Origin of the sequence: Sphingosinicella sp. YJ22, from assembly GCF_011320075.1 — a bacterium.
Taxonomy (GTDB): Bacteria; Pseudomonadota; Alphaproteobacteria; order Sphingomonadales; family Sphingomonadaceae; genus Allosphingosinicella.
In genome coordinates, this window is sequence record NZ_JAANPA010000010.1 from 39,833 (window position 1) to 63,222 (window position 23,390).

A 23,390-nucleotide genomic window follows, 5' to 3' on the forward strand; every position below is an offset into this window, starting at 1 on the left:
GAGGTCCTTGCGGAATGGCGTTGCGCGCCGGTTAGGCGAGGTCCGCGCCACTCCGCAAGGTTGAGCTCCCTTAATCCTTGGCCGCGACCGCGTCGACGACGGCGCTGCCGACCTTGTTCACGACCTGGCCGGTCAGCTGGTCCATCTTGTCGCGGCTTGCCCCGGCCGCCTTGCGGGCGGCGTCGCGGGCCTGCCCGCTGAGCTTGTGGCCGAGCGGCTGAAGCGCGTCGCGCTCCTTGCGGGTCGCCGGCACCAGCGCTCCGACGAGCGCTCCGACCAGGAAGCCGCCGGCCACTGCGGCCGCCGGGTTGCCGGTGATCGACTGGCCGGCCCGCCGCGCCGCGTCGCGCGTGGATTCATAGGCTGCGGTGGTGCGCTCGCGCGCCCCGGCTCGGGCATCCGTGTTGGCGGAATTGTTGGTTGTCGTCGCCATGGCTTACTCCTGCTTGGCTTTGGTGGCGGCGCGGGGGATCGCCGCATGGGGGATGAGGTCGTCGGGGGGCGGCGAGACGCTGTCGGGGGCGGCGCCATTCTCCTTGCGGCGCGGTTCGGCCCTGTCGTCGTCGGTGTCGTCGCCCTTGCGCAGCCGGCGGCCGACGAGCCGGTACAGGCCCTTGAGCGGCTTGCGCAGGACGAGGAGTGCGACGGCGCCGCCGGCGACGGCGGTGATCGCCGGGCGTTTTCGCGCCGCGCCGACCGCCTGGTCCTTCTTGTCGCGGACCGAGTCGATCGCGGTGTCGGCGATGGTGCGCGGATGGAGCCGGTGCTGGAGCGCGGCCACGTCGGTGTCGACTCGCGCCCGCGCCCGCGCCGCGTTGCGCTTGGCCTGGACGATGGTTTCGGGGGCCTCGGCGGTCATGGCAATTGCTCCGCCTTGGCGAGCGCAGCTTTCTCCTCCTCGTCGCCGCCGAGCGCCGCGAGGCCCTTGGCGCCGGCCCGCGCGAGCAGGCCGCCGGCGGCAGCGAGGACGAGGAACACCGCCATGCCGGCGCCGAACGGCCCGATCAGGGTGGCGAGGCCGAGCACCAGCGCGAGGACCAGCGCAGTCAGCGAGCACAGCAGCAAGGTGATTCCTACGCCGAGCAGGATCGCGCCCGTCTTGGCCTTGGCCGCGCGATGCCGAGCGATCTGCCGGACGAGGTCGAGCTCGGCCCGGGCATAAGCGCGGCCGTCCTCGACGAGCCGGCTGAACAGCTCGCCGATCGACTCGTCGCCCGGCGCGATGTCCGGCGGGGTCGCGTCGACGCGTTTAAGCACCGCCGGTCCCGTTGCTGCCGGTGCCGCCCGCGTCGGTCGTTCCGCCGCGCGCGTCGTCGATGCCGGCGCGGATGACTCGGGCGACGGCGAAGCCGACCACTGCGGCGATTCCGATCGCGACGGCAGGGCTGCGCTGGACGAAGTCGCGGGCGTCTTCGATCAGGTCGTCGACGCTGCGCTCGTTCAATTTGCGCGCCAGCGAATTGACGCCGTCGGCGGCGCGGCTTCCATAGCCGGAATATTGGCTGCCGAGTTTCTTCTCGACCGAGCCGGCGGCGTCCTGGATGATCTCGGCGACGGTCTGGAGGAAATCGCTCGCCTGGCGTTTGCCGTCGTCGGCCATGGTGCGGGCGCGGTCGGTCGCGGTGCCGCGCACCGAGCTGACCTGCTCCTTGAGCTGGTTGACGATGGTGTCGGCGGTCTTGCTGACCGCGCCGCGGCCGTCGCCGTCGCCGCTCTTCTCGAAGGTGAAGGCCGATCCGCCGCTGCCGCCGCCTTTCGTATCGGCCGTCTTGCCGGACGTCGTCCCGCCGCCGGCCGGCTTCCCGGAGCCGCCGCCGGTGGCGCCGCTGCCGGTGCCGATGGCATTGGTGTCGATGATCTTGTCGGTGCCTTCCGGCAGGCTCGGATCCCGAGGCGGCATGTTGATCTCCCTCACGAAATTGACGCTGGCGCCAGATGTCCTGGCCTCACCGCGAGAACACATGCCGGCGGCTTCCCGTTCCGCCGCCGACGCGAAAGTTGCGTCGCCGCGGGGCGGCCGATAAGCCGCCGGCCAAAGCTGCTCCCAACCTCCAGATAAGTCATAACGGGGATGAAACAATGACCGCGATCATCGATGTTCATGCGCGCCAGATTTTGGACAGCCGCGGCCAGCCCACGGTCGAGGTCGAAGTGCTGCTCGAGGACGGCAGCATGGGCCGCGCCGCGGTCCCCTCGGGTGCGTCGACCGGCGCCTACGAGGCGGTCGAGAAGCGCGACGGCGACAAGGCGCGCTGGCTCGGCAAGGGCGTCGACCAGGCGGTCGAGAGCGTCAATTCCGAGCTCGCCCAGCTCGTCATAAGCAACGAGGCCGAGGACCAGGTCGAGATCGACGAGCTGATGATCGAGGCCGACGGCACCGACAACAAGATGCGGCTCGGCGCCAACGCCATTCTCGGCGTGTCGCTCGCCACCGCCAAGGCGGCCGCCGACGCCCGCGGGCTGCCGCTCTACCGCTATGTCGGCGGAGTCTCGGCGCGCACCCTGCCGGTGCCGATGATGAACATCCTGAATGGCGGCGCCCATGCCGACAACCCGATCGACTTCCAGGAATTCATGGTCATGCCGGTCGGCGCGGAGAGCTTCTCCGAGGCGCTGCGCTGCGGCGCCGAGATCTTCCATACCCTCAAGGCCAATCTCAAGGCTGCCGGCCTGTCGACCTCGGTCGGCGACGAGGGCGGCTTCGCGCCCAACATCGGCTCTCCCAGGGAAGCGCTCGACCTCATCATGCGCTCGATCGAGGGCGCCGGCTACAAGCCCGGCGACGACGTCGTGCTCGCGCTCGATTGCGCCGCGACCGAATATTTCAAGGACGGCGCCTATGTCCTTGAAGGCGAGGGGCGGCGCTACAGCTCCGAGGAGATGGTCGACTATCTCGCCCAGCTCGCCTCGGCCTATCCGATCCGCTCGATCGAGGACGGCATGGGCGAGGACGACCGCACCGGCTGGGCCCTGCTCACCGAGCGGATCGGCGACGCCGTCCAGCTCGTCGGCGACGATCTGTTCGTGACCAATCCGGCGCGACTGATGGACGGCATCGCGGAAGGCCTCGCCAACTCGATCCTCATCAAGGTCAACCAGATCGGCACGCTGACCGAGACCCTCGAGGCGGTGAACATGGCGCACCGCGCCGCCTATACGTCGGTGATGTCGCACCGCTCGGGCGAGACCGAGGACACGACCATCGCGGACCTCGCCGTCGCGACCAATTGCGGGCAGATCAAGACCGGCTCGCTCGCCCGCTCCGACCGGCTCGCCAAGTACAACCAGCTGCTCCGCATCGAGGAGGAGCTGGGCGCCGCAGCGATATACGCCGGGCGCGATTGTTTCGGCTGAGACGGACCGTTCGACTCGCCGGCGGGCCGCTTCGTCCCGCTGTTTGAGAAAAATTCGCGCGGACCAGTTGATTCGCGCGACTTTTCCTGATTCTAGAGTGGTTAATGCCTGCCGCCCAGAAACCTGTCGCCTTGATGCGCCGCGCCGCGGGTCCCGCGTTCGCGTTGATCATCATCGCCTATTTCCTCGGCGCGGCGGTGATCGGCGACAATGGCGTCATGTCGTGGGGCGAATATCGCGCCGCCAAGACCGAGCGCCAGACCGAGCTGGCGCGGTTGCAGCAGGAGCATGCCCGGCTCGCTCACCGCGCCCAGCTGCTCGACCCTAGCCGCACCGATCCCGACCTCGCCGAGGAGATGACCCGGCGCGAGCTCGGCGTGGTGCGCTCCGACGAGGTCGTGGTTCCCCTCGACTGATCGGCCCCGCGGGGAGGGTGGATCGCCGCCCGTTGCACCCCCCTGCGTTTGCGGCCATAGAGCCGCCAAACTTGCCGCAGCATAGAGAGAGGAGGCCACTCCCGCATGGCCAAAGCAGCAACCAAGCGCGCGTCCGCCGCCGCTCCCCCCACTCCCAACCGCGAGCGTCCGCCCGAGCCCAAGCGCTACGAGGCGACCAAGGAGGAGCTTCTCGAATTCTACCGCCAGATGCTGCTCATCCGCCGCTTCGAAGAGCGCGCGGGCCAGCTCTACGGCCTCGGCCTGATCGGCGGCTTCTGCCACCTCTATATCGGCCAGGAAGCGGTCGCGGTCGGCCTCCAGTCGGCGATGAAGCCCGGCCATGACAGCGTCATCACCGGCTATCGCGACCATGGCCACATGCTCGCCTACGGCATCGATCCCAAGGTCATCATGGCCGAGCTCACCGGCCGCGAGGCGGGCATCTCGCGCGGCAAGGGCGGGTCGATGCACATGTTCTCGACCGAGCATAAATTCTATGGCGGCCACGGCATCGTCGGCGCCCAGGTCAGCCTCGGCACCGGCCTCGCCTTCGGCCACAAATATTCTGGCGACGGCGGCATCTGCCTCGCTTATTTCGGCGACGGCGCCGCCAATCAGGGCCAGGTCTATGAGAGCTTCAACATGGCCCAGCTCTGGAACCTGCCGATCATCTTCGTGATCGAGAACAACCAATATGCCATGGGCACGAGCGTTAACCGCGCGTCGGCCGAGGACCAGCTCTACAAGCGCGGCGAGAGCTTCCGAATCCCCGGCATTCAGGTCGACGGCATGGACGTGCTCGCGGTGCGCGGCGCAGCCGAGACGGTCGTCGACTGGGTGCGCAGCGGCAAGGGCCCGGTACTGATGGAATTGAAGACCTATCGTTATCGCGGCCATTCCATGTCCGATCCGGCCAAATACCGGTCGCGCGAGGAAGTGCAGGCGGTGCGCGAGAAGTCGGACCCGATCGAGGCGGCCAAGCGCGACCTCGAGAAGCTCGGGGTCAGCGAGGACGAGCTCAAGCAGCTCGACAAGGAGATCCGCGCGATCGTCGCGGAGTCCGCCGATTTCGCCGAGCAGTCGCCCGAGCCTGAGCCGAGCGAGCTTTACACCGACGTCCTGGTCGAGACTTACTGATGCCGATCGAACTGAAGATGCCCGCGCTCTCCCCGACGATGGAGGAGGGCACCCTCGCCAAGTGGCTGGTCAAGGAAGGCGACGAGGTCACCTCCGGGACCATCCTCGCCGAGATCGAGACCGACAAGGCGACGATGGAGTTCGAAGCGGTCGACGAAGGCAAGGTCGCCAAGATCCTCGTTCCCGAAGGCACCGACGAGGTGAAGGTCGGCACCGTCATCGCGATCCTCGCCGCCGACGGCGAGGACGTCTCCGCCGAGTCCGCTGCGCCTGCGCCGGCGGCCAAGGCCAAGCCGATCGAGCTGCCAGCGGACCAAAAGACCGAGCCCGTTCCCGGCAACGAGGCGCAGACGCCGAAGGACTCGGGCGCCTACCAGCTGGTCGCCGCCGCCGAGCGCGCGCCGGAACCGCCGGAAGTTCCGGAGGGGACCGAAACCGTCCGCCAGACCCTTCGCGAGGCGCTCCGCGACGCCATGGCCGAGGAGATGCGCAAGGACGAGCGCGTCTTCGTGATGGGCGAGGAGGTCGCCGAATATCAGGGCGCCTACAAGGTCACCCAGGGCCTTCTCGACGAGTTCGGCGACAAGCGAGTCATCGACACGCCGATCACCGAATATGGCTTTGCCGGCGTCGGCACCGGCGCGGCGATGGGCGGCCTGCGGCCGATCATCGAGTTCATGACGTTCAACTTCGCCATGCAGGCGATCGACCACATCATCAACTCGGCGGCTAAGACCAACTATATGTCCGGCGGCCAGATGCGCTGCCCGATCGTGTTCCGCGGCCCCAACGGCGCCGCGAGCCGCGTCGGCGCCCAGCACAGCCAGAATTACGGTCCCTGGTACGCCAACGTGCCCGGCCTCATCGTCATTGCGCCCTACGGCGCGGCCGACGCCAAGGGCCTTCTGAAGGCGGCGATCCGAAGCCAGGACCCGGTCGTGTTCCTCGAGAACGAGCTGCTTTACGGGCAGAGCTTCGACGTCCCCAAGCTCGACGACTATGTCCTTCCGATCGGCAAGGCGCGGGTCGCGCGCGAGGGCAAGGACGTGACTCTGGTCAGCTACTCGATCGGGGTCGGAGTCGCCCTGGACGCGGCCAACCAGCTCGCCGAGCAGGGCATCGACGCGGAAGTCGTCGACCTGCGCACGCTTCGCCCGCTCGACAAGGCGACGGTGCTCAAGAGCCTCGCCAAGACCAACCGAATGGTCGTGGTCGAGGAAGGCTGGCCGGTTTGCTCGATCTCCTCGGAGATCATGGCGATCGCGATGGAGGAAGGCTTCGACGACCTCGACGCGCCGGTGCTTCGCGTGACCAACGAGGACGTGCCGCTGCCTTATGCCGCGAACCTCGAGAAGCTGGCGCTGATCAAGGCGGCGGATGTGGTCGAGGCGGCCAAAAAGGTCACGTACCGCTGATCCACGATGAACGCTGACGTCGCTTTGGCTCTGGCAAGCGTGCCGGAGCCTGCGCGGGCGGCCGTGCATGCCTTGTGGGCGCTGGACGAGGCGCTGGGACGCGTGCTCGCCACCGGACGCGAGCCGATGATCAGCCGCATCCGCCTCGCCTGGTGGCGCGAGGCGCTGGAACGGCTCGACCGGGAGCCGCCGCCGAAGGAACCGGTGCTCGAGGGTTTGGCGCGCAACGTGCTGCCCCGCGGCATTCGCGGCGCCGAGCTCGCCGAGATGGAGCCCGGCTGGGCCTTGCTGCCCGGCGATGAGCCGATCACCCGCGAGGACCTCGACGCCTATGCCGCGGCGCGCGGCGCCTTGCTGTTTCGCTTCACCGCCCGACTGCTCGGCGGCGGCGTGGATGTCGGGCTGGCAGGCGAGGCCTGGGCGCTCGTCGACCTTGCCCGGCACAGCACCGAGGCGACCGATGCCGAGGCGGCACTGGCGGCGGCACGGGAGCGACCGCTTCCTCGGCGCTGGCCGAAGGCGCTTCGCCCGCTCGGCATGCTCGCGGCGCTGACTAAACGCGATCTCGAGCGCGGCCCCGCGCGATGGGAAGAACCTGGCAGCCCGCCGCGCGCGGCCCGAATGATGCGGCACCGCCTGACCGGAATCTGATCGGGAAGAAGGTCCTTTTCGGCACCGGCTTGGACTTGACCGATACTTGCGTTAACCTTGTCGTCCGAAAAGGGGGACAAGCTTATGCTTCGTTTCGCTGCGGGCGCCGGGGCCGCCTTGCTGCTGATCCTTGCGGGCTTCTTCTATTGGCAGAGCCTGGCGCAGCGCGAGGAGAGCGTGCCGCCGCCACCGCCGCAAACCGCCCAGGCCGAGAGCGACGAGGATGAAGACGGCCCCGCGCCGCCGCCCTCCGCCGATTCCCGCTCCAAGGAGCAGCGCCGCTTCGATCGCGCCGACAAGGACAAGAACGGCCGCATCACGCTCGGCGAACTTCACCAGCCGCGCCGCCGCGCCTTCGCCCGGCTCGACACAAATGGCGATGGTCGCCTGTCATTCGAGGAATGGGCGATCCGCACCACCACCCGCTTCAACGAGGCCGACCGCAACCGCGACCAGCAGTTGACGCGCGAGGAATATGCGACCACCGCTCCAAGGCGGCGGGCCCCCGCGCGGCGGCCGGCCTGCGACTGCTGAGAAACTGACGCAGATCGGCGGGGTTAGGCTGAGCTCACCGCAAGCGCGTCCTCGCGCAGCCAGTCGGACAGGGCTTCGCGAGCGCGGTCGGTGTAGCGTTTCTTGCGCTCGGCCTTCTTCACCTTGCCCTCGACCGGCGGGAACAGGCCGAAATTGACGTTCATCGGCTGATAGCTCGCGGCATCAGCGCCGCCGGTGATGTGGCCGAGCAGCGCGCCCAAAGCGGTCGTCACCGGCGGCGGCGCCAAGTCGTGCCCGGCCCGCTCTGCGGCGGCGAAACGCCCCGCCAGCAGGCCGATCGCGGCGCTCTCGACATAGCCTTCGCAGCCGGTGATCTGGCCGGCGAAGCGGATGTGCGGCGCCGCCTTCAGCCGCAGCGATCCGTCGAGCAGCTGCGGCGAATTGAGGAAAGTGTTGCGGTGGAGGCCGCCCAGTCGCGCGAACTCGGCATTCTCGAGGCCCGGGATGGTGCGGAACAGCCGCACCTGCTCGGCATGCTTCAGCTTGGTCTGGAAGCCGACCATATTCCACAAGGTGCCGAGCGCATTGTCCTGGCGCAGCTGGACGACCGCATAGGGCCAACGGCCGGTTTTCGGATCGTCGAGGCCGACCGGCTTCATCGGGCCGTAGCGCAACGTGTCCTCGCCGCGCTCCGCCATCACCTCGATCGGCATGCAGCCCTCGAAATAGGGCGTGTCCTTCTCCCATTCGCGGAACTCGGTCTTGTCGCCGGCGAGCAGGCCTTCGCGGAAGGCGACATACTGCTCCTTGGTCATCGGGCAATTGATGTAGTCGCCGTCCGACCCTTCCGCATTCTTGTCCCAGCGCGACGCCATCCAAGCGACGTCCATGTCGATCGAGTCCTTGTAGACGATCGGCGCGATGGCATCGAAGAAGGCGAGGGAGTCGCGCCCCGTCGCGGCCGCGATCGACTCGGCGAGCGGAGCGGCGGTGAGCGGGCCGGTGGCGATGATCGCGGGATGATCGGGCAGGCCGTCGACCCGCTCGCGCACCACCTCGATCAGTGGATGCTCCTGCAAGGCGCGGGTGACGGCTTCCGAGAAGCCATCGCGGTCGACCGCGAGCGCGGAGCCCGCCGGCACCCGGTGCGCGTCGCCGCAGCGCATGATCAGCGAATCGAGCGCGCGCATCTCGGCGTGCAGGAGCCCCACCGCATTGTTCTCGGCATCGTCCGAGCGGAAGCTGTTGGAGCAGACCAGCTCGGCCAGCCCATCCGTGTGATGGGCGGGCGTCATGTCGCCGCCGCCGCGCATTTCCGACAGGCGCACGGGCACGCCCGCCTGCGCCAGCTGCCATGCCGCCTCCGAGCCCGCGAGGCCCCCGCCGATGATGTGAACCCGATCCGTCATGCGCGTCTCGATAGGGATTGCAGCGCCGCTGCGGAAGGGCGGATCCCCGCTTCATTTCATGCCCGCGGCGAAGTAGCCTGGGGGCATGGCCCGGCGCGTCTTCACCATCGGCTACGAGCAGACCACCGTCGCCGAACTGATCGCGGCGCTTCAGGCTGCGGGCGTCGAGCGGGTCGTCGACGTGCGCGCGGTCGCCGCGTCGCGGCGGCCCGGCTTCTCCAAGACGGCGCTCGGCGGCGCCCTCCAGGAAGCGGGCATCGCCTACGAGCATCTGCGCGCGCTCGGCACGCCGAAGGAAGGCCGCGAGGCCGCCAAGCGCGGCGACCAGGCGACGCTTGAGCGTGTCTATGCCGGCCAGCTCGAGCTGCCCGAGGCGCAGGCGGCCGCAGCCATCCTCCTCTACCGCATCGACGCCCAGCCGACCGCGCTGCTGTGCTACGAGCGGGAGCCGGCGGACTGCCACCGAAGCATGCTGGTCGCTGCCATCGCCGGGAACTCGGAGGTGATCGACCTGTTCGCCTGATGGTGGGCAGAGCAGGCGTCGAGCCTGCATCGAGCCGTGATCTGCGGCCCGCTCTCGTTGAGCTATCTGCCCGGCAAGAGACTGCGCCCGTTCGCAAATTTCGGCAACCGCGTGGGCCCCATCGCGTGTCCCGGCGCGGCACGCCTGCGCCCTCAGCCCTGGTGCCGCGCGGCGAGCCGGTCGCGGATCACATGGGCGGGGCCCAACCCGCTCGACAAGCGGGGACGCCGCTTTATGACCGACGGCTCGCGTTCATCCCTTCCGAAGGCTTCCAATGACCGAATATCGCGACCGCACCTTCAATCCCGGCGAGACCGTCGACGGCGACAACACCAACTTCTTCAACTGCACCTTCAACTCGGCGACCGTGCGCTACTCGGGCGGCGATTTTCCCTATTTCGAGGGGTGCCACTTCGAAAATCTCACCTGGTATTTCGACGGGCCGGCGCTGCGCACCATCCAGCTGCTCCAGACCATCGCCGACAAGGACGACAGCGGCCGCTTCATCGGCGACATGTTCGCGAAAGGCATGCTCTACGGCCAGTGAGCGCCGAGCCTCACAGAAACGAATAGGGATCGACGTCGACGGCGACCCGGACGCCGCGCGGCCATTCCAGTGCGCCGAGCCACTCGCGCACGATGTCCTGAAGCGGAATGCTCCGGCTGGCGTGGACGAGCAGGCGCAGCCGGTGGCGGCCGCGCAGCATCGCCAGCGGCGCCGGGGCGGGGCCGAGCACGATCATGTTGTCCACGCTCGGCGCGGCACGGCCGATGCGGGCTGCGGCCTCCTTGGCGTCGGCTTCTTTCTCGGATGACACGATGATCGCGGCGAGGCGGCCGAACGGCGGCATCGCGGCCTCGCGGCGGGCGTCCGTCTCGGCCGCGTAGAAACCGTCGACGTCGCCGCGGACCAGCGCGTCGATCACCGGCGCATCGGGGTCGTGGCTCTGGATGAACACGCGCCCCGGCTTCTCGCCGCGGCCGGCGCGGCCCGAGACCTGGCGGATCTGCTGGAAGGTGCGCTCGGCCGCGCGCAAGTCGCCGCCCGACAGGCCGAGATCGGCGTCGACCACGCCGACCAGGGTGAGGTTGGGGAAGTGATAGCCCTTGGTCACCAGCTGGGTGCCGATGACGATGTCGACCGCGCCGCTTTCCATCTGAGCGACGAAATCGGCGGCCTTGGCCGGCGACCAGATCGTGTCGGAGGTCACCACCGCGGTGCGCGCGTCCGGGAACAAAGCCGCGACCTCGTCGGCGATTCGCTCGACGCCGGGCCCGCAGGCGACCAGGCTCTCCTCCTCATGGCATTCCGGACACATGCGCGGCACCGGCATGACATGGCCGCAATGGTGGCAGGCGAGACGCGCGGTGAAGCGGTGCTCGACCATCCACGAGGTGCAGTTGGGGCATTGGAAGCGATGCCCGCAATGACGGCACAGGGTCAGCGGCGCATAGCCGCGGCGGTTGAGGAACAGCAGCGACTGCTCGCCCGCCGCGAGGTTCTTCTCGAGCTCCTCGACCAGGCGCGGGGCGAGCCAGCGCCCGCGCGGCGGCGGATCGGCGACGAGGTTCAATGCCTCGACCGCCGGCATCTCGGCACCGCCGAACCGCTCGGGCAGCTTCAGCTCCTTGTACACGCCTTGGGCCACCTGGTGGCGGCTCTCGATGGCCGGCGTGGCGGAGGCGAGGATGACCGGCACCTCCTCCAGCTTGGCGCGCATCACCGCCACGTCGCGGGCGTGATAGTGGACTCCGTCCTCCTGCTTGAAGCTGGTCTCGTGCGCCTCGTCGACCGCGATCAGGCCGAGATCGGGATAGGGCAGGAACAGGGCCGACCGCGCGCCCACGACCACCTTGGCCTCGCCCTGAGCGATCGCCCGCCAGGCCCGTCGCCGCTGCGACTGCCTCAGCCCCGAATGCCAGGCGACCGGCTCGCAGCCGAAGCGGGCTGTGAAGCGCTGGAGGAACGGCTCGGTCAGAGCAATCTCTGGGAGGAGAACGAGCGTCTGCCGCCCCTGCCGAAGCGCCTCGGCGATCGCCTCGAAATAGACCTCGGTCTTGCCCGATCCGGTGACTCCGTCGAGCAGGAACGGCTGGAACGCCCGGTCGCGGACCGAAGCACGCAGTGCCTCCGCGGCCTCGGCCTGAGCAGGCTCCAGCGCCGGCACATGGAAATCCGGGTCGGGGAGTGGGTACGGGTGGTCGGTCGAGACCTCGACCGCCTCGATCGCTCCCGCCTTCACCAGCCCGCGGATCACCGCGTCGGACACGCCCGCCGCCGCGGCGAGCTCCCCGATCAGGCCCTGGCGTCCGACGATCCGCTCCAGCGCCTGCTCGCGCTGCGGAGTCATGCGGTCCGGGAAGACGCCGGTCGGCCGATATTCCGTGACGATCCGCGCCCCGCCGAGCGCGCTGGTCGACGGCAGCGCCATGCGCAGCACCGCGCCCAGCGGCGCGAGATAATAGTCCGACGTCCATTCGATTAGCCGCCGAAGTGGCGCGGGGAGGGGCGGCGAGTCCATCACCTGGAGCAAGGGCCGCAGCCGCGCCTCGTCGATCTCATTCGCCGGCAGCCGCTCCGGCTCCCACGCGACGCCAAGCTCCTGGCGCGGCCCCAGCGGCACGACCACCGCCGAACCCGCGGGCACGTCGACTCCGGCCGGCGCCCGATAATCGAGCGGCCCCAGGGCGGCGTTCAGGAGAAGGACGCGGACGCGCGACATGCGCCGCCTCAATCGGGAGCGCGCCGCGAAAAGGCAAGGCGGCGAAACCACTCGCCGCCCGGCAACGTTCTGTGCGCGTCACGATCGAGGACCCGTCCAATGGACCCGTTGCTTACCCGCCGCCGCCTGATGTTCGCCGTCGCCGCGCTCCCGCTGGCGACGCTCCCCGCCTGCACTACGCTCGGCGACCTCGGGGGCTTCGGCTTCGAGAATGCCCTTCGCCGCCTGCTCACCGTCTCGTCGCAGCGGGCCTTCGCGAACCTGCTCACCGACAACGGCTTCTTCTCCGACGAGCTCGCTCGCGTGCCGCTGCCGCCGCAGCTTGCCGGCGCCGGCGGCATCGCCTCTGCCCTGCTGCGCTCGCCGGCGGTGCAGAATCAGCTGCTCGGCGTGATGAACCGCGCGGCAGCGAACGCAGCCGAAGCGGCGGCGCCGGTCGTCTATGATTCGATCCGCAACATGACGATCGGCGACGCGATGGCGCTGGTGCGAGGCGGCCCGACCGCGGCGACCGACTTCCTCCAGCGCGCCATGGGCACCGCGATCGTCGACGCGATGTTCCCGGGCGTGGGCAACGCGCTTCGCCTGTTCGACAACGGCATCGTCAACCAGGTCGTCCAGGCGGCGACCGGGATCAGCTTCGCCGGCCTCCAGCGCCACGTCTCCGAAGCCGCCGCCAACGGCATCTACCGCGCCATCGGCCGCGAGGAAGCCGCCATCCGCGCCAATCCGCAAAGCGCCAACGATCCGCTCATCACAAGCATGTTCGGGCTGCTGCGCTAATCCCACCACTCGACTTCCCTGAGCTCGTCGAAGAGCCCTTCTTTTCTTTCCGCGCCAGAAAGAAGGAGAGGCCTTCGACAGGCTCAGGTAGCCGGCGATAAGGCTAGGCGAAGCTCGCCCGGCTCAGCCGCGGCATCAGCAGGGCCTGTCCCGCGGCGCGGGCGACCAGGAAGGCGCAGAAGGCGAGCCACAGGCCGTGATTGCCGAGCGGGCCGGTGACGAACAGGAGCAGGCCGTAGACCGCGAAGGCGGCTGCCATCGTCACCAGCATCGCTCGGGTCCAGGTCGCGCCGATATAGATTCCGTCGAAGACGTAGGAGGTGACGCCGAGCAGCGGCATCAGCATCGCCCAGGGCAAATAGGCGAGGGTGGTCGCGATCACCGCTTCGTTGGTGCTGAACGTCGCCGCGAGAGAAGCTCCGAAGGCGACATAGAGCAGGCTGATCACCGCGCCGAGGCCGAGGCCCCACATAATGCAGGCACCGGCGATGCGTTCGAAGCGGCGGCGGTCGCGGGCGCCGGCGGCCTCGCCGCACAGCACCTGCGCCGCGCTCTCGAACCCGTCGAGGATCAGCGCCGACAGGATGAAGAATTGATAGATGATGCCATTGGCGGCGAGCACCAGCGGCCCTTCGCGCGAGCCGTCGCGGGTGATGAGCAGGATCGCCGCGGTCAGAAGCAGGGTGCGCAGGAACAGGTCGCGGTTGAGCCGCAAGAGCTGGCCGAGCGCGGTCCGGCTCCAGGTCTCGGCCTGGCCTGCGAGCGTGAAGACGCCGGCGAAGGGCGGCTCGCGCCCCGCGACGACGAGAGCGGCCGCGAGCTTGCCGAATTCCGAAAGCAAGGTGGCGGCTGCGACTCCCGCGACGCCCCAGCCGAAGCCGAGCACGAACAGCAGGTCGAGGCCGATATGGATGACGTTCGCAGCGACCTCGATCGCGAGCACCGCGCGCACCCGCTTGCGCCCGATCAACCAGCCGACCACGGCCGCATTGGCCAGCCAGAGAACGCCGCCCCAGTAGCGGATGCCGACATAGGTCGAGGCCTCGGCTGCCACGCCGCCGCCGGCGCTGAGCAGGTCGATTCCGAACGGGATGGCGACCGGCATGAGCAGGAGCAACACGATCCCGATCAGCAGCGACAGGCCGATCGCGCGCACGAGCGTCTCGGCCTGAGCGGCCTCGTCGCCGCGCCCGGCCGCTTGTGCGGTCAGCGCGATCGTTCCGGTGCGCAGGAAGTTGAACACGACGAGCAGGCCCATCATGAACTTGGCGCCGACCTCGACTCCGGCCTGCGCATCGACCTCGCCGAGCCGCCCGATCACCCACAGGTCGGCGATTCCGAACAAGGCGGTCGCGAGGTTGGTCAGCATCGCCGGCAGCGCGATTGCCCAGATCGCCCGGTGCAGGCCAGCGTCGCCAACAAATCCCTTCGCGTGTTGCATTGCCTGCCGGTCACCCCTCGCGCCCGATGCGGCACGTGATTAGAAGGGCGCCAATCCCTTTCCAAGCGAGGCCCGTCCCCACATGAAATTCTTCGTCGACACCGCCGACACCGCCGAGATCCGCGACCTGGCCGAAACCGGCCTGCTCGACGGCGTGACCACCAACCCCTCGCTGATCCACAAGGCGGGCCGCGACTTCCTCGAGGTGGTGAAAGAAATCTGCGCGATCGTCCCCGGCCCGGTTTCGGCCGAGGTCGTCGCTCTCGATCACGACGGGATGATGCGCGAGGCGGAGATCGTCCGGAAGATCGCCGACAATATCGCCGTCAAGGTCCCGCTCACCATCGACGGCCTCAAGACCTGCCGCAAGCTCACCGCCGACGGCACGATGGTCAACGTCACGCTCTGCTTCACCGCCAACCAGGCGCTGCTCGCGGCCAAGGCCGGTGCGACCTTCATCTCGCCCTTCGTCGGACGCCATGACGATGTCGGCTTCTCCGGCATGGATCTCATCGCCGACATCCGCACCATCTACGACAATTACGGTTTCGACACGCAGATCCTCGTCGCGTCCGTGCGCAACCCGATCCACGTGGTCGAGGCCGCCAAGATCGGCGCCGACGTCATGACGGCGCCTCCGTCCGTGATCCGCCAGCTGTTCAAGCATCCGCTCACCGACAACGGCATCAAGGCCTTCCTCGACGATTGGGCCAAGACCGGCCAAGCGATCGGCTGACCCCCGGATCCTCCCATCCCGGGGAGGATTTCTTCTTAACCATGATCGGCGTAAGCTCGGCGCCATGGGAAGGGTGTTGAGCTTCGAGGACCACGCGCTTGCGTCTCTGCGCGCGCGCATCGCGGCGGCCGAGGAAGCGAATCAGGACCTGATCGCCTTCGCGCGCGGTCATTCCGGCGCGGTCGCCTCGATCCATGAGGCCGTGCTCGCGGTGATCGAGGCCGAAGGGCTCGACCACTTGATCCATATCGTCACCCAGGAATGGCCGCAGATGCTCGGCCTCGACGCGGTGGCGATGGCCTTGTTCGCCGGCGATACCGGCCTTCGCGCCGACGCGTCCGGCCTGCAATTCGTCGAGCCGCGGGTGATTGCCCGCTCGATCGAGGGGATCGACGGCGTCGTGCTGCGCGCGACCGAGCGCGGCCATCCCCTGTTCGGGCCTGCCTGCGAGCTGATCCGCGCCGAGGCGCTGGTCACTCTGAAGGCCAAGCCGCCACTTCCCAACGGTCTGCTCGCGCTCGGCCAGCGCGGCGGCCAGGGCTTCGAGACCCGCCACGGCTCGGAGCTGCTCCTCTTCCTCGGTTCCGTCCTGACCCGTTGCCTGGACCGGTGGCTGATCCCCTGAGCGCCTCGCCGGCGCGGGCGCTGGCGGCACGCTGGCACGACCATCTCCTCAAGGAGCGCCGCCGCTCGGTTCACACCGTGCGCGCCTATGTCGCGACCGCGCACCGCCTGATCGACTTTCTCGAAGGCCATCTCGGTGGCGCGGTCGCCTCCGCAGCCCTGCGTGAACTGACCCCGGCCGACCTTCGCGCCTTTCTCGCCGTGCGCCGGTCCCAGGGCCTCGCCAACAGCTCGGCCGCGCGCGAGCTGTCCGCCGCGCGCGCCTTCCTCGCCTTCGCGGCGGCGGAAGCGGGCGAGCAGGCCAATGTGCCGCGGCTCAAGGGACCCAAGCAGGCGCGGACGGTGCCGCGGCCGATCGCGCCGGACGATGCTGTGCGGCTCGCCGAGGAGGCGGCCGACGGCGCGTCCGAGCCGTGGATCGCGGCGCGCGACTGGGCGATCCTGCTGCTCCTCTACGGCGGCGGCCTGCGGGTCGCCGAGGCGCTCGGCCTCACCGGCGCGGCGCTGCCCTTGGGCGACGTTCTCACCGTCACCGGCAAGCGCGCGAAGACCCGGCGCGTGCCGCTCCTCCCGCAGGTCCGCGAGGCGATCGAGCGCTACGTCCAGCTCTGCCCCTACGGCACCAGCCGCGACGAGCTGCTGTTTCGCGGCGCCCGGGGCGGTCCGCTCAACGGAGAGATGGTTCGCCGCGCCGTTCGCAACGCGCGTCGCAACCTGGGGCTAGGGGAAAGGACGACGCCGCACGCCTTGCGCCACAGCTTTGCCACCCACCTGCTCGGCCGCGGCGCCGACCTGCGCGCGCTCCAGGAGCTGCTCGGCCATGCCAGCCTCAGCTCGACCCAGATCTACACCGCGGTCGATACCGCCCATCTGATGGACGTCTACCGCAACGCCCATCCGCGGGCTTAGCCCCGCTTCTTCTGCCTGCGGGTCCAGGTCGCTTGGCGGTACACGTAGAGCAGCAGGATCAGGATGAAGATTCCCGACGAGATCGGTCCCATCACCTTGTCGACATTCTCGAACGACGAGCCGAGCAGGAAGCCCGCGGCCGCCAGAGCGGCGCTGAAGATCGCCGTGCCCATGCCCGACCAGATCAGGAATTTGAGCAGGTCCATGCCGGCGAGGCCGGCGGGAAAGGAGATCACCGAGCGGATCGTCGGCACCAGCCTTCCCGTGAACACCAGGATTCCGCCCCACCGCCCGAACGCCTTCTGGACTCGCTTGATGTCGTACCAGTCGAGAGTCAGCCAACGGCCGTAGCGCTGGACCCAGAGCCGGAACTTCGCCTCGCCGAGCGATGCGGCGACGACGAACCAGAACAGGTTGCCGACCATCGCCCCCGCGGTGCCGGCAATCGCGACTCCGGCCAGGGTCATGTCGCCGGTCGCGGCACGGGCGCCGGCGACGGGCATGATCACCTCCGACGGGATCGGCGGGAACACCGTCTCGAGCAGCATCAGGACGAAGATCCCCGGATAGCCCGCCCAGTCGATGAAATCGATGACCCAGCGGTCCATTCAGCGGACCTTGGCTTCGATCGCGTCCCAGATTCGGCCGGCGGTGTCGGTGCCGTTGAACTGGTCGATCGCGACGATCCCGGTCGGCGAGGTGACGTTGATCTCGGTCAGCCACTTGCCGCCGATCACGTCGATTCCGACGAAGATCAGCCCGCGCGCCTTCAATTCCGGCCCCAGCGCTGCGCAGATCTCGCGCTCGCGCTCGGTGAGCTCGGTCTTCGCCGCCTTGCCGCCGACCGCGAGGTTGGATCGGATCTCGCCCGCCCCGGGCAGCCGGTTGATTGCCCCCGCGACCTCGCCGTCGACCAGCACGATGCGCTTGTCGCCCTCGGCGATCTCGGGGAGGAACGCCTGGACCATGTGCGGCTCGCGATAGGCGGTGTTGAACAGCTCGATCAGCGACGACAGGTTGGCGCCGTCGCGGCCGACCTTGAAGATCGCCTTGCCGCCATTGCCATGGAGCGGCTTCACGACGATTTCGCCATGCTCCTCAAGGAATTGCCGGGCGACGCTAAGGGAGCGCGTGATCACGGTCGGCGGCATGAAGCGGGCGAAATCGAGCACCCATACCTTCTCCGGTGCGTTGCGCACCGCGGCGGGGTCGTTGACCACCAGGGTCTGGCCCTGGATCCGCTCCAGCAGGTGGGTGGCGGTGATGTAGCCGAGGTCGAAGGGCGGGTCCTGGCGCATCAGCACGACGTCGGTGTCGCGGCCGAGGTCGAGGATCGCAGGGTCGCCGAAGCTGAAATGATTGCCATGCTCGCGCCGCACCGTGACCGGGTGAGCCTGCGTCCAAACCCTACCGTCGCGGTAGCTCAGATGGTCGGCCTGGTAGTGGAACAGCCGGTGCCCGCGCGCCTGCGCGCTCAGCATCAGCGCGAAGGTCGAATCCCCCGCGATGTTGATCGATTCGAGCGGGTCCATCTGGACCGCGACGGTGAGGGACACTCGCAATCTCCCGTTCGCCCTGAGCTTGTCGAAGGGCTGTCCTTGTCTTGGCGCCGTAAAGGGAAGGGCAGGGCTTCGACAAGCTCAGCCCGAACGCTTTGTGGGTTTAGCCGATCCAGGCATTCTCGATGTGGCGGGGCCAGGCGCGCGGCGCGATCAGCACGACGTCGATGCGCACGTCGTCGCCCGGCCCGGCATAGCGCGGCATCAGCATCTCCGCCGCCGCGGCGACCCGCGAGAGGCGGTGCTCGTCGATCGCGAAGTCGAGCTCGTCGGTGGTCCTCCGGGTCTTCACCTCGACGAAGGCGACGAGATTGCCGCGCTTGGCGACGAGGTCGATCTCGCCGAGCGGCGTGCGCACGCGCTTGTCGAGGATTCGCCAGCCCTTGGCGCGCAGGAACAAAGCCGCCCGAGTCTCGCCGTCGCGCCCGCTCTTCTCGGCCGCGCGGCGGTCCCTCACTTGGCCTCGTCCTTGATCTGCATCGCCCTGGCATAAAGCGCCTTCCGGTCCGCGCCGAAGCGCTTGGCGACCTCCCCGGCGGCTTTCGCGGCGGGGAGCCGGGCGAGGGCGTCGCGCAATGCCGCCTCGACTTCCTCCTCCGCGGCTGGCGGCGCCTCGCCCGGAGGGCCGACGACGATAACGATCTCGCCCTTCGGCTCGAGCTCCGCATAGCGCACGGCGAGTTCGGCCAGCGTCCCGGTCACCGTCTCCTCGAACCTCTTGCTGATCTCGCGGGCCACGGCGGCGTCACGCTCGCCGAGCCCGTCGGCAAGCGCAGCAAGCGTGGCCCCCAGGCGCGGCCCGCTCTCGTAGAAGACCAGGGTGCCACGGAAGGCGCCGGCTTCGGCGATGGCCGCAGCGCGGGCGCCCGGCTTGGCGGGCAGGAAACCATGGAAGGCGAAACGGTCGGTGGGCAGCCCGGCCAGAGTCAGCGCCGCGATCGCCGCGCTCGGGCCGGGAATCGTGGTTACCGTCACTCCCGCCGCTCGGGCGTCGCGGACCAGCTTGTAGCCGGGGTCGGAGATCAGCGGCGTGCCCGCGTCCGACACCAGCGCCACCGCTTCCGTCGCCATCCGCGCGACTAGGCCCGGCCGCACCCGCTCGGCATTGTGATCGTGATAGGGCGTCATCGGCCGGCGGCTGCCGACATGCTGGAGCAGGCGCGCTGTCACGCGCGTGTCCTCGACCGCGATGACGTCCGCCGCGCCCAGCACCATCGCGGCGCGCGGCGACAGGTCGGACAGATTGCCGATCGGGGTCGCAACGATATAGAGGCCGGGCTCGAGTTTCTGGTCATTCATGAGGTGTCCGTCATGGCATTGCCGTCGTCCCGCCCGCAAGCGCGCCGCTCGGCGCTCCGGTTGATTGGCCTGGCGTTTCTGTCGGTCGCGATCGCCGGCTGCACCCCGCGCGCCCAGCGGCCGATCGAGCCGGTGCGCCAGCCGGAACCCGTCCAGCCGATCTCGCGCCTGCCTCCGGGCGAGACTCTGAACCGGGTCGCGGTGCTTGTGCCGCTCACCGGCTCTGCGTCGCAGCTCGGCCAGTCGCTCCTAAACGCGGCCAATCTCGCGCTCGCCGACACCGGCGGGCAGCGCATCCGGATCCTCGCCTACGACACCGGTCCCGGCGCCGCGCAGGCAGCGACGACGGCGATCGCGGAAGGGGCGGGCCTGATCCTGGGGCCGCTGCTCGCCGAGGACGTGCGCGTGGTCGCGCCGATCGCTGCGGCGGCCGACGTGCCAGTGGTCAGCTTCTCCAACGACGTCGCCGTCGCCGGCGAAGGCGTCTACCTGATGGGCCTCAATCCCGGCCAGTCGGTCGACCGCGTCGTGAATTATGCCCGCGGCCAGGGCGTGAACCGCTTCGCCGCCCTGGTCCCCTCGGGAGTCTACGGCGCTCGCGTCAGCGACTCGATGCGAGTCTCGGTGCGCGAGGCGCGCGGCGAGTTCGTCGGCACCCAGAGCTACGAGCGCGGCGCGGCGCCGCTTCGCGAAGGCGCCGCGACCCTCCGCCGCCTTGGGCCCTATGACGCCGTTCTGCTCGCCGACGGCACCCGCACGGCGGTGCAGGCGGTGCCGCTGGTGCGCGGCGACAACCGCGACCTGCGCATCCTCGGCACCGAATTGTGGGCGGCCGAGGCCAATGGCGGCGGCAACGCCCAGCTCCGCGGCGCCTGGTATGCCGCCGCTTCGGACACGTTGTTCAACCAGCTTCGCACCCGCTACCGCGCCCGCTACAACCGCGATCCCTATCGTCTCGCCAGCCTCGGCTATGACGCGACCCTGCTCGCGATCCGGATCGCTGCGAACTGGCCGCTCGGCCGTCCCTTCCCGGAAGGCGAGCTTCGCGACCGCCAGGGCTTCGTCGGGGTCGACGGCGCGTTCCGCTTCGGCCGCGACGGAGTCGCCGACCGGGCGCTCGAGGTGCGCCAGCTCACCGCGACCGGCTTCACCGTCGTCTCGCCGGCGCCGACCAGCTTCGACTAGGCGCGGACGATCTCGGCCAGGATCGAGTCGAGCAGCAGCAGGCCTTCGGGCGTGACCGCAAGCCGCGCCTGATCGCGGCGCAGCAGGCCCCGGTCGGCGAGCCGGTCCACCGCCGGCTCGTCGAGGAAGGCGGGGATGGGCAGGGCGGTGCGCCCGGATATGTCGGCGAGGTCGACGCCTTCGCGCAGGCGAAGGCCCATCAGCAGCGCCTCGACCGCGCGCTCCTGAGCGGTCAGCGCGCGTTCCTCGACGATGCCGTGGCCATTGCGGGCGAGGGCGCCCATCCAGTTCTCGGGCTTGCGGTGGCGCTGGGTCGCGGAGCCGCAGCGGCGGCCGTGAGCGCCGGGGCCGACGCCGGCATAATCGCACATCCGCCAGTAGGTGAGGTTGTGGCGGCTCTCCTGGCTCGGCCGCGCATGGTTGGACACCTCGTAGCGCGGCAGGCCGGCGTCGGCGGTGATCGCGGCCGTCAACTCGAACAGCTCGGCGGCGAAATCGGGATCGGTCTCCGGCAGCTCGCCCTTGGCGGCGAGCGCGGCGAAGCGCGTGCCCGGCTCGATGGTGAGCTGATAGAGCGACAGGTGGTCCGTGCCGAAGCTCAGTGCCCGGCGCAGCTCTTCTTCCCATGCGGCGGCGGACTGGCCGGGGAGGGCGTAGATGAGGTCGAAGCTGACCCGGCCGAACACGCGCTGGGCGGTCGCCAGAGCGGCGAGCCCCTCGTCCACGTCATGGGCGCGGCCGAGGAAGGCGAGCGCCTGGTCGTCGAGCGATTGTAGGCCCAGCGACACCCGGTTCACGCCCGCCGCCGCCAAATCGGCGAAGCGCGCCGCCTCGACCGATGAGGGATTCGCCTCCAGCGTGACCTCGACGTCCCCGGCTACCTGCCAATGCCCCGCCGCGGCGTCGATCAGGGCGGCTGCGGTGGCCGGCTCCATCAGGCTCGGCGTGCCGCCGCCGAAGAAGATCGAGGTCAGCCGCCGCCCGGGCAGCAGCGCCGCCTCATGCGCCAGGTCCTGGAGCAGCGCCTCGCGCCACGCCGCCTGGTCGATGCTCTCGCGGACATGGCTGTTGAAGTCGCAATAGGGACATTTCGAGACGCAGAACGGCCAGTGGACGTAGAGCGCCAGATCCTCCGACCTGTCATTCCCGCGAAAGCGGGAATCCAGCTGCCTTGTGTCGTGCTCGCCGGAGAAGAAACTGGATCCCCGCTTTCGCGGGGATGACAAGGAAGTAACGTTCATTCTTGCCGTTCGATCAGAACAAGGCCTCCACGAGCTTCCTGAACGCATCCGCGCGGTGGCTGATGCGGTGCTTGGCGTCCGGGTCCATCTCGCCGAACGTCTGGTCGTGGCCTGCCGGAACGAACATCGGGTCGTAGCCGAAGCCGTTGGTGCCGCGCGGCGGCCATACCAGGGTGCCGTCGACCCGGCCCTCGAACCATTCGCTGTGGCCGTCCGGCCAGACCACCGCGAGCGCGCAGACGAAATGCGCGTTGAGGTTCTCGGCCGCCTCCGGCCCCAGCGCCTGGATCTCGTCATGGACGCGCTGCATCGCCCGCATGAAGTCGCGGTCGCCCTCGACATGGCCGGGTTCGTCCTCCGGCGGCACGTGCGAGTTGCCGTTGAGCGCCCAGCGCGCCGAGAAGATGCCCGGCCGGTTGCCGAGCGCCTCGACGCACAGACCGCTGTCGTCGGCGAGCGCGACCATGCCCGACAGGTCGCACGCCGCGCGCGCCTTCAGATCGGCATTGTCGATGAAGCTGGTGCCGGTCTCTTCCGGCTCGGGCAGGTCGAGGTCGGCCGCCGACACCGGCTCGATCCCATGGGGGCCGAGCAGAGCCGCGATCTCGCGGATCTTGCCCTTGTTGTGGCTGGCGATGACGAGCCGGCCCGGCTCCAGCTTGCGCGAAACCTCGGTCATCGTCCGCTCACCGCTTTCTCCTGAGCCGCGAAAATCTCCGCACAGCCGATCCGCGCGAGCCGGAGGAGGCGCAGCAGGCCCTCCTCGTCATAGCATTCGCCTTCCGCGGTCACCTGCGCCTCGACGATGTTGCCGTCGTCGGTCAGCACGAAATTGCCGTCGCAGCCGGCCGCGCTGTCCTCGACATAATCGAGATCGAGCACCGCATTGCCGTCATGGATTCCGCAGCTCACTGCCGCGACCTTGCGAAGGATCGGGTCGCGCGGCAGCGATTGTTCGACCATCAGCTTGTTCACTGCGAGCCGAAGCGCCACCCAGGCGCCGGAGATCGCCGCCGTACGGGTGCCGCCGTCGGCCTGGATCACGTCGCAGTCGACGGTGATCTGGCGCTCGCCGAGCGCCGGAAGATCGACGACGGCGCGAAGCGAGCGGCCGATCAGCCGCTGGATCTCCTGGGTTCGGCCCGACTGCTTGCCCGCCGCCGCCTCGCGCCGGCCGCGCGTGTGGGTGGCGCGGGGCAGCATGCCATATTCGGCCGTGACCCAGCCCTGGCCCTTGCCGCGCAGCCAGCCGGGGATTCCGCCTTCGAGCGACGCCGTGCACAGGACTCGGGTGTCGCCGAAGCTCACCAGGCAGCTGCCCTCGGCGTGGCGGGTGAATCCCGGCTCCATGACGATGGTGCGCATCTGGTCTGGCGCACGGCCTGAGGGACGCATAAACTGGCTCCGGTTGCTGCTGGCCCGGGGCCTTTAACCCCTCGGCCGGCTCGGCACCAGCCATGGTGGGAGGC

At 69.3% G+C, this 23,390-nt stretch carries 27 protein-coding genes; 13 read left to right on the top strand and 14 right to left on the bottom strand.

The features are described from left to right. Positions 1-70: 70 nt before the first annotated feature. The 4 genes from G7B71_RS05515 to G7B71_RS05530 are packed head-to-tail and all read right to left on the bottom strand — an operon-like array spanning position 71 to position 1,900. Positions 71-433, bottom strand: a complete 363-nt coding sequence (locus tag G7B71_RS05515; protein WP_166038698.1) for a hypothetical protein — start codon at positions 431-433, stop codon at positions 71-73. 3 nt (positions 434-436) lie between these two features. Next, positions 437-859: a DUF3618 domain-containing protein gene (locus tag G7B71_RS05520; protein WP_166038700.1), complete on the bottom strand. Its 423-nt coding sequence runs from the start codon at positions 857-859 to the stop codon at positions 437-439. Then, on the bottom strand, positions 856-1,257 hold the full coding sequence (locus tag G7B71_RS05525; RefSeq protein ID WP_166038702.1) for a phage holin family protein: 402 nt from the start codon (positions 1,255-1,257) through the stop codon (positions 856-858). Before G7B71_RS05525 ends, G7B71_RS05520 begins: the two co-directional genes overlap by 4 nt. Next, entirely contained in the window at positions 1,250-1,900 is a 651-nt protein-coding gene (locus G7B71_RS05530; protein ID WP_166038704.1) for a hypothetical protein, read from the bottom strand. Before G7B71_RS05530 ends, G7B71_RS05525 begins: the two co-directional genes overlap by 8 nt. 179 nt (positions 1,901-2,079) lie before the next feature. On the opposite strand from G7B71_RS05530, the gene eno reads away from it, so the two are divergent. The 6 genes from eno to G7B71_RS05560 all read left to right on the top strand — a co-directional run bounded on the left by eno (position 2,080) and on the right by G7B71_RS05560 (position 7,528). After that, positions 2,080-3,354, top strand: a complete 1,275-nt coding sequence (eno, locus tag G7B71_RS05535; RefSeq protein WP_166038706.1) for a phosphopyruvate hydratase — start codon at positions 2,080-2,082, stop codon at positions 3,352-3,354. 104 nt (positions 3,355-3,458) lie between these two features. Next, positions 3,459-3,770: a septum formation initiator family protein gene (locus G7B71_RS05540; RefSeq protein WP_166038708.1), complete on the top strand. Its 312-nt coding sequence runs from the start codon at positions 3,459-3,461 to the stop codon at positions 3,768-3,770. A 105-nt stretch (positions 3,771-3,875) separates the two neighbouring features. Then, positions 3,876-4,928 carry a pyruvate dehydrogenase (acetyl-transferring) E1 component subunit alpha gene (pdhA, locus tag G7B71_RS05545; RefSeq protein ID WP_166038710.1) on the top strand — a complete coding sequence of 351 codons (1,053 nt, stop codon included), beginning with the start codon at positions 3,876-3,878 and terminating at the stop codon, positions 4,926-4,928. Next, positions 4,928-6,343, top strand: coding sequence for a pyruvate dehydrogenase complex E1 component subunit beta (locus G7B71_RS05550; RefSeq protein WP_166038712.1), 1,416 nt, complete (start codon positions 4,928-4,930; stop codon positions 6,341-6,343). The genes pdhA and G7B71_RS05550 overlap by 1 nt, the downstream gene beginning before the upstream one ends. Before the next feature lie 6 nt (positions 6,344-6,349). Next, entirely contained in the window at positions 6,350-6,994 is a 645-nt protein-coding gene (locus tag G7B71_RS05555) for a squalene/phytoene synthase family protein (RefSeq protein ID WP_166038714.1), read from the top strand. 84 nt (positions 6,995-7,078) lie between these two features. Then, positions 7,079-7,528 carry an EF-hand domain-containing protein gene (locus G7B71_RS05560; RefSeq protein ID WP_166038716.1) on the top strand — a complete coding sequence of 150 codons (450 nt, stop codon included), beginning with the start codon at positions 7,079-7,081 and terminating at the stop codon, positions 7,526-7,528. Positions 7,529-7,551: 23 nt separating this feature from the next. On the opposite strand, the gene trmFO is transcribed toward G7B71_RS05560, so the two are convergent. Further along, positions 7,552-8,898, bottom strand: a complete 1,347-nt coding sequence (gene trmFO, locus G7B71_RS05565) for a methylenetetrahydrofolate--tRNA-(uracil(54)-C(5))-methyltransferase (FADH(2)-oxidizing) TrmFO (RefSeq protein ID WP_166038717.1) — start codon at positions 8,896-8,898, stop codon at positions 7,552-7,554. 85 nt (positions 8,899-8,983) lie between these two features. Here trmFO and G7B71_RS05570 point away from each other — a divergent pair, with 85 nt between their 5' ends. Next, entirely contained in the window at positions 8,984-9,421 is a 438-nt protein-coding gene (locus tag G7B71_RS05570) for a DUF488 domain-containing protein (protein WP_166038719.1), read from the top strand. 274 nt (positions 9,422-9,695) lie between these two features. After that, entirely contained in the window at positions 9,696-9,968 is a 273-nt protein-coding gene (locus G7B71_RS05575; RefSeq protein ID WP_166038721.1) for a hypothetical protein, read from the top strand. A 10-nt stretch (positions 9,969-9,978) separates the two neighbouring features. Here the strand turns inward: G7B71_RS05575 and G7B71_RS05580 are convergent, their stop codons facing one another. Further along, complete coding sequence (locus G7B71_RS05580; RefSeq protein WP_166038723.1) at positions 9,979-12,144, bottom strand: primosomal protein N'; 2,166 nt, start codon at positions 12,142-12,144, stop codon at positions 9,979-9,981. 99 nt (positions 12,145-12,243) lie between these two features. Here G7B71_RS05580 and G7B71_RS05585 point away from each other — a divergent pair, with 99 nt between their 5' ends. Continuing rightward, positions 12,244-12,927 (top strand): DUF4197 domain-containing protein, encoded by a 684-nt coding sequence (locus G7B71_RS05585; RefSeq protein ID WP_166038725.1) that lies wholly within the window; start codon positions 12,244-12,246, stop codon positions 12,925-12,927. 103 nt (positions 12,928-13,030) lie between these two features. Here G7B71_RS05585 and G7B71_RS05590 read toward each other — a convergent pair whose 3' ends face one another. Next, a complete protein-coding gene (locus G7B71_RS05590; RefSeq protein ID WP_243406116.1) occupies positions 13,031-14,368 on the bottom strand; it encodes an MATE family efflux transporter in 1,338 nt (445 codons plus the stop codon). Between the two features lie 82 nt (positions 14,369-14,450). Between G7B71_RS05590 and fsa the strand changes: the two genes are divergently transcribed. The 3 genes from fsa to G7B71_RS05600 all read left to right on the top strand — a co-directional run bounded on the left by fsa (position 14,451) and on the right by G7B71_RS05600 (position 16,637). Further along, positions 14,451-15,104, top strand: a complete 654-nt coding sequence (fsa, locus tag G7B71_RS05595; protein ID WP_166038727.1) for a fructose-6-phosphate aldolase — start codon at positions 14,451-14,453, stop codon at positions 15,102-15,104. A gap of 64 nt (positions 15,105-15,168) precedes the next feature. Next, entirely contained in the window at positions 15,169-15,729 is a 561-nt protein-coding gene (locus tag G7B71_RS15635; protein WP_243406117.1) for a DUF484 family protein, read from the top strand. Continuing rightward, on the top strand, positions 15,714-16,637 hold the full coding sequence (locus tag G7B71_RS05600; protein ID WP_243406118.1) for a tyrosine-type recombinase/integrase: 924 nt from the start codon (positions 15,714-15,716) through the stop codon (positions 16,635-16,637). The genes G7B71_RS15635 and G7B71_RS05600 overlap by 16 nt, the downstream gene beginning before the upstream one ends. Here G7B71_RS05600 and G7B71_RS05605 read toward each other — a convergent pair. The 4 genes from G7B71_RS05605 to rsmI all read right to left on the bottom strand — a co-directional run bounded on the left by G7B71_RS05605 (position 16,634) and on the right by rsmI (position 19,495). Then, positions 16,634-17,245 carry a DedA family protein gene (locus G7B71_RS05605; protein WP_166038731.1) on the bottom strand — a complete coding sequence of 204 codons (612 nt, stop codon included), beginning with the start codon at positions 17,243-17,245 and terminating at the stop codon, positions 16,634-16,636. The genes G7B71_RS05600 and G7B71_RS05605 overlap by 4 nt on opposite strands. Then, positions 17,246-18,193 (bottom strand): glutathione synthase, encoded by a 948-nt coding sequence (gene gshB / locus G7B71_RS05610; protein WP_166038733.1) that lies wholly within the window; start codon positions 18,191-18,193, stop codon positions 17,246-17,248. Positions 18,194-18,299: 106 nt separating this feature from the next. Further along, positions 18,300-18,653 carry a YraN family protein gene (locus G7B71_RS05615; protein ID WP_166038735.1) on the bottom strand — a complete coding sequence of 118 codons (354 nt, stop codon included), beginning with the start codon at positions 18,651-18,653 and terminating at the stop codon, positions 18,300-18,302. Then, entirely contained in the window at positions 18,650-19,495 is an 846-nt protein-coding gene (rsmI, locus tag G7B71_RS05620) for a 16S rRNA (cytidine(1402)-2'-O)-methyltransferase (protein WP_166038737.1), read from the bottom strand. Before rsmI ends, G7B71_RS05615 begins: the two co-directional genes overlap by 4 nt. A gap of 12 nt (positions 19,496-19,507) precedes the next feature. On the opposite strand from rsmI, the gene G7B71_RS05625 reads away from it, so the two are divergent. Continuing rightward, complete coding sequence (locus G7B71_RS05625; protein ID WP_166038739.1) at positions 19,508-20,680, top strand: penicillin-binding protein activator; 1,173 nt, start codon at positions 19,508-19,510, stop codon at positions 20,678-20,680. Here G7B71_RS05625 and hemW read toward each other — a convergent pair. The 3 genes from hemW to rph are packed head-to-tail and all read right to left on the bottom strand — an operon-like array spanning position 20,677 to position 23,316. Further along, a complete protein-coding gene (gene hemW, locus G7B71_RS05630; protein ID WP_166038741.1) occupies positions 20,677-21,921 on the bottom strand; it encodes a radical SAM family heme chaperone HemW in 1,245 nt (414 codons plus the stop codon). The two genes, G7B71_RS05625 and hemW, sit on opposite strands and share 4 nt — an antisense overlap. Before the next feature lie 13 nt (positions 21,922-21,934). Beyond that, a complete protein-coding gene (gene rdgB / locus G7B71_RS05635; RefSeq protein ID WP_166038743.1) occupies positions 21,935-22,600 on the bottom strand; it encodes an RdgB/HAM1 family non-canonical purine NTP pyrophosphatase in 666 nt (221 codons plus the stop codon). Further along, positions 22,597-23,316, bottom strand: a complete 720-nt coding sequence (rph, locus tag G7B71_RS05640) for a ribonuclease PH (protein ID WP_166038745.1) — start codon at positions 23,314-23,316, stop codon at positions 22,597-22,599. Before rph ends, rdgB begins: the two co-directional genes overlap by 4 nt. Positions 23,317-23,390 lie beyond the last annotated feature (74 nt).